Raw genomic sequence first — 9,414 nt, forward strand, 5'->3', positions numbered from 1 at the left:
AAAATAGGCTTTTCGAGGGTAATTCTTGTTTTAATTCTCCATGTACGCGGTCTTTAAAAGCCTCTATTTCGTTCCAAGACACGATTAAGAGTGGCTTTTAGGCTAAGTATAATTACTCATCGCGTAAGTGAGATGCTCCCCGATAATCGATAATCTTCCTTGTGAAGATTTACGGACTATCAACCAACTCTGGCTACACTATAGTCAGGGTAAGTTTGGCTTCAGTGTCCAGAAAGACATCTATGAGAGTCTCGGCGGTACATCTTTGCAAAGAAATCTTGAGAGTCTCAAGAGAAGTGAGGGGTGGAGAAGTGCATCGGATAAAGAATTGTATGAGTTCGACTATAATCATCGGATTTTGGAGAAGTTCGCTTATCGCGTCGGCTGGAGGAGGGAGAATTGGGAATACCCAGATACCTTTACCTTTAATTTAATGACAGCACCCCAAGGGCACCTCCCTTTTTCTCATTGTTTTGATGTTGGGGTTAACGCAGTGCATAAAGTTGCCAAAAGACTTGTGGCTCTTCTGGTTTCTGTGTGGAAACGAGGTCTATACTGATACTTTCTTCCGCAAAATAGCCCTAAAAGTCTTGCCCGATAAGCATTTCACGATTCCATAAGCAAAAATTATCACACAAAGTCGAGAAGAGCCGACTTGTGACCTGTAGTACAATTCGTTGAATAGAAAACAACATTGATAATGGAGATGGTGCGTTGCGGCGGATTATAAATTTGTTTTTTTTTGACAGAATTAGTGGCCGCCTAACGCACCCTACAAGATCTACTTTCTATTACTCCTCTAAACAATAATTCAAGATGAGAATGTCGAACATTGTAAAAACCAGCTTACTCAGTTTAACAATTTATAGCTTGATCAACCTTTTCTCCATAAAAACACAAGCAGAAATAGGCGATCCGAATGGTTCCAATAATCAACCCCAAACAGGCTGGACACTATGGCAACGTTGGGATAAATTAACCGATGCAAATATAGATTTCGGTTTCTCCAATATGGACTTAGGAGCAGGACTAGAATTACAGCAATTATGTTTTGGCGAAGTTGACACCCCCAATGCAGAGAAGAAACAACAAGAAACCTACTGGTGGAGATTAGATAATGACATCAATCAAATAGGTTCGGGAAACATACAATATGGCTGTTGGATAAATGGTCAATTCAAAGGCACTAATACTGTTACTGCCTATAACACCTCTTTAGGAACTGTTCCTTGCTTGCGCGTTAATAGTTCCGTGAAAAATGGCTTAATAATTTATGAAGACTCTACCACTAATTCCCGTCATTTAGGCATCGTTAAAAGTGGACAAATTGTTCAAGGGGAATCATTTTCTTTAATGATCTTTACCACCAATGATAATCTGAACTGGGTGGCCATAAAATCACCACAAGAAGGCTGGATATTAACGGGTAAAACCGGCATCAATGAAAATGTTTCTTTATGTAAAAACTAAAAACTTAACCTACGGAAAAATTGGGTTTATAGCTCCTAATCAAGAATTGAAAAATAACTTCTTATACCATTTTTCTTTATTGGTGGCAAGTATATTACTCTTTTCTTCTTTTCTGGGAGAGGGATTGGGGGTGAGGGTAATTAACCATCTCTGCCATTACTTTTGAAAAATGGTATTAGGTATCCCCCCTACCTCCTCTTTCAAAGGGGGAAACCGAAGGCGAGGGGATTGCGTAAACCGTCCTCTATTCCTTCAACCACGCCAAAAATCTCTCTACTCGTGCTTAGAAATTAATTGAATGGAAACATCCTTTCCCTAGCTGAAATACTATCGGTCTTAGAGTCGTTTCTAGCGTTGGGTTTCATGCTTCAACCCAACCTACTTTGAAGCGCACCGCACCACAGGAGGAGTGTAAAGTCAACTATTTTGGCGAAAATTAATCTTTTTTACATTTATTTAGGGATAATGGCAGTTAGTTACTGTAAGGAGGGGCGGTAATTTTTCCCGTGTCAATATCAAAATTAGGAGAAAGTGGCCTAATATATATATGAGGGTGCTTATTTCCTATTAAAAACCGCCAACAACCCAATGAAAACTTTAAATCAGAATCCCTGGCAAGTAGAGGGAGGAGAAACCCTGCCCCTACTTTACGAAATTGATCAACATCTTTGGTTAGAGGAAACAATAAAAATCCTCAAGGAAAATCGCTTAGATGAATTAGATATAATCCATTTAATTGAGGAATTAGAAAGCTTGAGTAAAAGAGATAAAAACCGAGTCAGTAGCTTACTTGAACAAGTAATCAGGCATTTATTACTTTTACAATATTGGACAACAGAAGCAGAAATAAATGGGAATCATTGGCGAGCGGAAATTATCAGGTTTCGCACGCAATTAAGAAAATCTTTAACAGCAAATTTACAGAATTATTTAGCTGAGGAATTACCGATAATCTATCAGGATGCTTTCGATTATGTTCAACAAAAAACTGGTTTTTTTGGCGATTTTCCCTCAGAATGCCCTTACAGTTTAGAACAGTTATTAGATAAAAATTGGTTCAACTGTGAAGATTAGACATTAAAAATGATAAAATTATCAAGGAAAGCCGTTCTCAAACGATGGGTTTTTTAACCGAAATTTGCGATAATAAGATGCGCTTAAATTATCCACTGGGCATCAATGCAGATTTTTAGTTCTTTTGTCTCATCTACGGCGACTTTTGCCGAATTATCCCTAGAAGCGGCTAAGGCCCCTGTTGATACCCTCACCGGTTGGTCATTAGAGGATCGCGATCCGCAAGTGATCGAAAAATTTGTCCCCCTTCTGGATTGGTTTTATCACCATTATTTTCGCGTCGAAACCGATGGTTGGGAAAATATTCCCCCCTCAGGACAAGTATTATTCATCGGCTCCCATAACGGCGGTTTAGCGGCTCCCGATATGTTTATGATGATGTATGATTGGTTTCAACGCTTTGGCAGCGATCGCTTAGTCTATGGTTTGATGGATTCGCGAGTCTGGCGATTTTTTCCACCCCAAGCTAGTCTAGCAGCCCAAATGGGGGCCGTTCATGCTCATCCCAAAATGGCGATCGCCGCTTTGGATAGTGGCGCTAGTGTCTTAATTTATCCAGGAGGTGCTACGGATGTTTTCCGTCCCCACAGTTTAAGAAATAAAATTCATTTTGCCGGTAATCAAGCTTTTGTTAAACTAGCTTTACAGTACGAAGTGCCGATTATTCCCGCCATTTCCCACGGCGCTCACTCGACTCTGTTTGTCCTCGACGATATTTATCCTCAATTAAAAGAATTGCATAAACAGGGTATGCCTTGGCCTTTCGGTATTGACCCCGGGACCTGTCCCATCTATTTCGGTTTACCCTGGGGACTAGCTATCGGTCCCTTGCCGAATATTCCCTTACCCGTACCGATACATACCCGGGTTTGTCCCCCAATTATTTTTGAACGTTACGGCAAAAAAGCGGCCCGGGACCGCCGTTATGTACGCGAATGTTATGAGAAAGTCTGTTATTTGATGCAGCAACAACTCGATCAATTAGTGGCGGCCAATTCTCCCTGATACTATACAGGAAAGTGGGGACAGAGCGATTGCGCTTGAGGATTGCTGCGGTCAGATTAACCCGCTTGTGAGATAATGAAGTGTTTTGAGCAAAGTTATCAGTACAAAGTTTTCTCTTGAGATTTGACGATTATTTGGGGAATGCAGAAAATTATGAAACTATTACCCGCAGAATGCCAGCATTTACAAGACAAAGTAGCCATAGTAACCGGGGCCTCGCGAGGGATCGGTAAAGCGATCGCCTTGGAATTAGCCAGCCAGGGTGCTACTGTAGTGGTGAACTATGCTAAATCTAGCAGTGCTGCCGATGCCGTTGTTGAAGAAATTACCGCGGCCGGGGGAAAGGCAATAGCTCTACAAGCAGATGTGGCTAAAAGCGAAGAAGTGGATAATTTAGTGGACAGTACCAAGGAAAAATTCGGTCATATTGATGTCTTAGTTAATAATGCTGGTATTACCCGGGATACCCTAATGTTAAGAATGAAATTAGAAGACTGGCAAGCGGTCATCGATCTCAATTTAACCGGGGTTTTTCTCTGCACTCGTGCCGTCGGTAAATTGATGTTAAAACAGAAAAGCGGCCGCATAATTAACATCACTTCTGTATCCGGTTTGATGGGTAATCCGGGTCAATCTAATTACAGCGCCGCTAAAGCCGGTGTTATCGGTTTAACGAAAACTTTAGCCAAGGAATTTGCCAGTCGAGGCATCACTGTTAATGCCGTGGCCCCCGGCTTTATTGAAACTGATATGACTCATGACCTCAAAGCAGATGAAATTCTCAAATATATCCCCCTCTCCCGTTACGGAAAACCGGAAGAAGTCGCCGGGATGGTGCGTTTTTTAGCCGCCGATCCCGCCGCTATTTATATCACTGGTCAAGTCTTTAACGTCGATGGTGGTATGGTTATGGCTTAATTCAGTTATCAGTTATCAGTTATCAGTTATCAGTTATCAGTTATCAGTTATCAGTTATCAGTTATCAGTTATCAGTTATCAGTTATCAGTGATCAGTGATCAGTGATCAGTGATCAGTTATCAGTTATCAGTTATCAGTTATCAGTTATCAGATTAAAGTGATAAGTTTTAGGTTTTAAATGATATTATTCACCGAGCAGTTATCAGTGATTAGTTATCAGATTAAATTTTTAAGTTTTAAGCTTTAAATGATATTATTCACCGATCAATCTTCACTAATTACTGTTTACTGTTCACTGATTACTGCTCACTGATTACTGCTCACTGATTACTGATTACTGTTCACTGATTACTGAAAATGACTTACTGTTTAGGAATTATCAATCGTTTTGGCATTGTTATGGGGGCAGATTCTCGCACGAATGCGGGAGTCGATTATATCTCGGCCTATCGGAAATTATTTGACTTTTCGGTGTCGGGAGAAAGGGTAATTATGGTCTGCACATCGGGGAATTTATCGATTAGCCAAGGAGTGATTCACGAACTAAAAAGAGATCTGCACAATCAAGAGGATAAAAGTCTTCATTCTCTGAATCATCTCTACGATATAGCCCACTATATCGGTGATAAAAGTCGTCAAGTACAAGCTAGGGAAAGGACTTGGCTAGAAAAAGATAATATTGATTTTCAATGTAACTTTATTCTTGGGGGACAAATTAAAGGAGAAGAACCGCAATTATTCCTGATTTATCCCCAGGGAAATCATATTCAAGCCACCAAAGAAACGCCCTTTTTACAGATAGGTGAAACTAAATACGGTAAACCGATTCTTGATCGCACCATTACCTATGATACACCCCTAGAGGAAATGGCCAAATGTGCCTTACTTTCGATCGATTCGACCATGAAATCGAATATTTCCGTCGGTCCACCTATCTATTTGAGTATGTATGAAGCTAATAGCCTAAGCCTACGTCATAAGTTACAATTGCGTTTGGGAGATCCCTACCTAGCTAAAATGCGGAAACTCTGGGAAGATTACGTCCGGCAAGCTTTCGAGGCTATGCCCAATGTGGAATGGCATTATACCGATGAAGATCCCAAAGAAGATATCATAATAGATTAAGTAACTCTTTGTGAATTAACTTTACAACTCGATGATCATTGTTACCTTGATGTTGGCAGGTAGTCTAGCTTGGTTTTTTAGCACCCTGGCTGGTGGGGGTAGTCCCCTGATTCTACTCCCCGTTTTAGGTTGGTTTCTCGATGCTGCCGTCATTCCTCCGGTTTTGACCACGGGGATGCTAATCGGTAACGTCCAACGCATGGGAATGTATTGGCGCGCCATTGACTGGCCCTCGACGGTGTGGTATTTACCTGGGGCAATTATGGGATCTACCCTCGGTGCTTTTGTCTTTGCCCATTTACAATTCAAATGGTTGCCGCTAGTTTTGGGAATCTTTCTGGTTTTATCCTCGCTTAAACAATTATTTCCCCAACAAGAAAATCCTTTTTTTGAGATTAAAACTTGGTATTTTATGCCCTCGGGATTTATCTACGCTTTCTTGTCAGGATTAGTCGGTAGTACCGGCCCGATGATGAACCTGTTTTATATTAACTATGGGCTAGTTAAAGAACCAATGGTGGCAACGAAATCCGTTCACATGGTCGTAGTTCATGTGGCGAAATTAATCGCCTACGCAGCCTTTGGAGTTTTACATCTGCCTTTTCTCGGTTACGGTTTATTGTTAGGATTAGCGGCCTGGCCGGGCAATTGGTTAGGACAAAAAGTTTTAGAAAGAATGAGTCCCCAGCAATTTAAACAAGCAGTGATGTTATTCGTTTCAATGAGTGGCCTATTGATGATCTGGCGAGAACGGGGCATCGTCTTTTAAAATTTTGCTGACAAGGGGACAAATTTTGCTAAAATACTAGATGAAGGTGATTTGTACTAGCTTTGTGTAATACGCCGATAACCGTTAAATTTGCTCCTTGATTAACCCCGCAGCTGAAAATGACAGAAACCGCCAATTTTACCCTCGAACAAGGTTTAGAACGCTACCAACAGGGAGAAAGCGCCGCCAGTTTATTGCCGGAATTTAAACAATTAAGCGATCGCAGTCCGAAAAATGCCGCCGTTTGGTCCTGTTTAGCTTGGTTATATATGCTCACCGATAAACCGGAATTAGCCCTAAAAGCCGCCCAAAAAGCCGTTAAACTCGATAAAGTTTCCCCCCAAAACCGGATCAATTTGGTTTTAGCTATGTTAGAAACCAAAACCGCCGGAGTTAGAGAACATATCGAACTGGTGCAACAATTAGTTAGTTTAAACAAAGAAGTTCGCCAAGAAGTGGATGAAAATATCGCTGATGGTTTGGCTAGAAAACCCGATTGGAAAAGTTTAGAACGCGTCAAAGCTTGGTTAAATGAATAAGAATATGGAATTATCAAAACAGTTATTACTCGGCTTAAAAGCCAATGATTTTCGGCATCCCATCGACCTAGAGGCCACTAACTCCCTTAAACAGTTGCCTGGGTTAGATATAGCCGTGAGAAGTTTGTTAGGTTCCGTCGCTGAGGAATTCTTTTACTTAAATAATATTGCTGCTAGTGTTTTGGTGGGGGAAAAACAATTACCCGACCTGCATAATCTCCTCCTAGAAGCTTGCCGAATTCTCGACTTAGAACCACCTCAATTATACATTCAACAAAACCCCGTTCCTAACGCCTATACCTTCGCCATGCGCGGCAAAAAACCGTTTATGGTGATGCACACTTCCCTAATTGAAATGCTGACTCCCGCAGAAATTCAAGCGGTAATCGCCCACGAATTAGGACATCTCAAATGTGAACACGGCGTTTATCTGACTTTAGCCAATATTATGGTCCTAGCGGCGGGATTACTGCCCAATTGGGGGACAATGTTAGCACGATCCCTACAGGAGAGAATGTTAGCATGGGTGCGCTGCGCCGAGTTTAGTTGCGATCGAGCGGCTTTATTGGCAGTTCAAGACCCAAAAATCGTCATGTCGGTGTTAATGAAGTTAGCCGGAGGTTCCCCCAGTCTGGCACCTTTATTAAATTTAGAGGCTTTTATCGATCAGGCCAAGTCCTACGATGCCGTCAGCGCCTCGGAAATGGGCGAAATGTTAAAGGGTTTGCAAACTCAACAGTTAACCCATCCCCTCCCCGTCCTGCGCGCGCGAGAAATCGATCGTTGGGCCAGTTCCCCCGATTATCAAAATTTGTTAAAAGGGCCAAAAATGGGTTATAATGATAAAACTAATGCCAAGGGCGAATGGCGAAATTGGTAGACGCACCACACTCAAAATGTGGCGAGGCAGCCCCTCATGTCGGTTCGAGTCCGACTCCGCCCATCAAATTACAGTAATTTCTGGCTATTATGGTGTTGATGTTTCATCCGACTAAATATTAATCTCACGCCGAGGAGTAGATTTTACTGTCTCTAACGTGAGATTAAAAAGTGCAATTAGTCACAGACTAGAGGATAAAGTCTGTTGCCGCAATCGCAGATAATCCACCATTGAGTTGAATTTGCATATCAACAGTTAAGTTACCATCTCCCTCAATTTCTGCCTGAACAATCAAAGTGCTACCAGAAATAAAGTAGTTGACTATACCGCCCCCGACAATGCCACCAGTACCAACAAAAGTGAAAGCTTGATCACCCGCTATAGTAGTATTGGCATCGATCGCCGATAGGTCAATCTTATCAAATCCAGGAGTGAAATCTGTAAGTACGTCCCGCGCAGCACCGACCCCACTATCTGATACACTCAAGAATCGGTAAATGTCGTTACCTACACCATCGGTCATTGTGTCAGTGCCGCTGCCACCAATCAGTGTGTCATCACCGTCTCCACCAGATAGACTATCATTACCAGCCCCACCGGTGAGAGAATTAGCCAGAGTATTGCCCACAATCGTGTCATTGAGGCTACCACCAATAACATTTTCAAAAGCAGTGGCACTAGCTAGGGTGAGAGTGAGATTTCCAGCGGTGACGGTTTGGGCGGCGGTACTGCCGAGATTGAGGTTGATGGTTTTAGTTGTGGTCGCCGCGAAGTTGAGGGTATCGATTCCAGAGGCATCAATTAGGCGATCGCTACCCAAGACCAGATCCGTGTCGAAGAGGTATGTGTCATTATTAGCCCCACCATCAAGGGTGTCGTTACCAGCCCGACCGTCAAGGCTATCATTACCAGCCCCACCGGTGAGAGAATTAGCCAGAGTATTGCCCACAATCGTGTCATTGAGGCTACCACCAATGACATTTTCAAAGGCAGTGGCACTAGCTAGGGTGAGAGTGAGATTTCCGGCGGTGACGGTTTGGGCGGCGGTACTGCCGAGATTGAGGTTGATGGTTTTAGTTGTGGTCGCCGCAAAGTTGAGGGTATCGATTCCAGAGGCATCAATTAGGCGATCGCTACCCAAGACCAGATCCGTGTCGAAGAGGTAAGTGTCGTTATCGGCCCCACCATCAAGGGTGTCGTTATTAGCCCCACCATCGAGGGTGTCATTACCTGAACCACCTTGAATATTGTCGCTGCCCGCATTACCTAGAAGGCTATCGCTGCCCCCATTACCATACATTAGATCATCACCAGCACCACCGTCAGAAGTGTCATTACCGTTATCAAGAACGATATTATCGGCGAGGCCAGTACCGTTAGTTATGTTATTGTCTAAGAGATTGCCGTCAAATATATCGGAAAAAATCGGGTTCATTGTCTTTCTTATGTCCTAATTAACTGTATTTCAGGGGAACGAAAGCTAGGGAACAATGGCTCTTCGTTACTTGTTATGGTTCGATAGGGGGGCATAAATCGACTAAATCCTTATCTGGCAAGAGACTTAATTGATTAGTTCGCTCTAGATAAAAAACAATTGACAAAAATCGCTAAATGCCTTTCTATATAAGGGTTC

10 protein-coding genes, 1 tRNA gene and 1 pseudogene are annotated in these 9,414 nt (G+C 42.5%); 11 read left to right on the plus strand and 1 reads right to left on the minus strand.

The window, feature by feature from the left end; all coding sequences use genetic code 11:
- Positions 1–145: 145 nt before the first annotated feature.
- The 11 genes and pseudogenes from IM509_RS14530 to IM509_RS14580 all read left to right on the plus strand — a co-directional run.
- Positions 146–559, plus strand: a pseudogene (locus IM509_RS14530) (GUN4 domain-containing protein); the annotation flags it as partial.
- 263 nt (positions 560–822) lie between these two features.
- Entirely contained in the window at positions 823–1,470 is a 648-nt protein-coding gene (locus IM509_RS14535; RefSeq protein ID WP_260441353.1) for an SH3 domain-containing protein, read from the plus strand.
- A 588-nt stretch (positions 1,471–2,058) separates the two neighbouring features.
- Entirely contained in the window at positions 2,059–2,544 is a 486-nt protein-coding gene (locus tag IM509_RS14540; RefSeq protein ID WP_052276737.1) for a DUF29 domain-containing protein, read from the plus strand.
- A 105-nt stretch (positions 2,545–2,649) separates the two neighbouring features.
- The gene (locus IM509_RS14545; RefSeq protein WP_185237829.1) at positions 2,650–3,549 is read left to right on the plus strand and encodes a lysophospholipid acyltransferase family protein; all 900 of its coding nucleotides are present in this window, start codon (positions 2,650–2,652) and stop codon (positions 3,547–3,549) included.
- A gap of 141 nt (positions 3,550–3,690) precedes the next feature.
- Positions 3,691–4,467, plus strand: a complete 777-nt coding sequence (gene fabG / locus IM509_RS14550) for a 3-oxoacyl-[acyl-carrier-protein] reductase (RefSeq protein ID WP_002766731.1) — start codon at positions 3,691–3,693, stop codon at positions 4,465–4,467.
- On the plus strand, positions 4,445–4,573 hold the full coding sequence (locus IM509_RS14555) for a hypothetical protein (RefSeq protein ID WP_287717086.1): 129 nt from the start codon (positions 4,445–4,447) through the stop codon (positions 4,571–4,573). The genes fabG and IM509_RS14555 overlap by 23 nt, the downstream gene beginning before the upstream one ends.
- A gap of 252 nt (positions 4,574–4,825) precedes the next feature.
- A complete protein-coding gene (locus IM509_RS14560; protein WP_052276735.1) occupies positions 4,826–5,593 on the plus strand; it encodes a proteasome-type protease in 768 nt (255 codons plus the stop codon).
- A gap of 31 nt (positions 5,594–5,624) precedes the next feature.
- Positions 5,625–6,362, plus strand: a complete 738-nt coding sequence (locus tag IM509_RS14565) for a sulfite exporter TauE/SafE family protein (protein ID WP_052276734.1) — start codon at positions 5,625–5,627, stop codon at positions 6,360–6,362.
- A gap of 119 nt (positions 6,363–6,481) precedes the next feature.
- On the plus strand, positions 6,482–6,901 hold the full coding sequence (locus IM509_RS14570; protein ID WP_002766728.1) for a tetratricopeptide repeat protein: 420 nt from the start codon (positions 6,482–6,484) through the stop codon (positions 6,899–6,901).
- Complete coding sequence (locus tag IM509_RS14575; protein WP_170863945.1) at positions 6,894–7,781, plus strand: M48 family metallopeptidase; 888 nt, start codon at positions 6,894–6,896, stop codon at positions 7,779–7,781. The genes IM509_RS14570 and IM509_RS14575 overlap by 8 nt, the downstream gene beginning before the upstream one ends.
- A tRNA-Leu gene (locus tag IM509_RS14580) sits at positions 7,760–7,844 on the plus strand. The genes IM509_RS14575 and IM509_RS14580 overlap by 22 nt, the downstream gene beginning before the upstream one ends.
- Positions 7,845–7,968: 124 nt before the next feature.
- Here the strand turns inward: IM509_RS14580 and IM509_RS14585 are convergent.
- Positions 7,969–9,216: a calcium-binding protein gene (locus tag IM509_RS14585; RefSeq protein WP_185236955.1), complete on the minus strand. Its 1,248-nt coding sequence runs from the start codon at positions 9,214–9,216 to the stop codon at positions 7,969–7,971.
- Positions 9,217–9,414 lie beyond the last annotated feature (198 nt).

The sequence above is a fragment of the Microcystis sp. M31BS1 genome (genome assembly GCF_020245285.1).
GTDB lineage: Bacteria > Cyanobacteriota > Cyanobacteriia > Cyanobacteriales > Microcystaceae > Microcystis > Microcystis panniformis.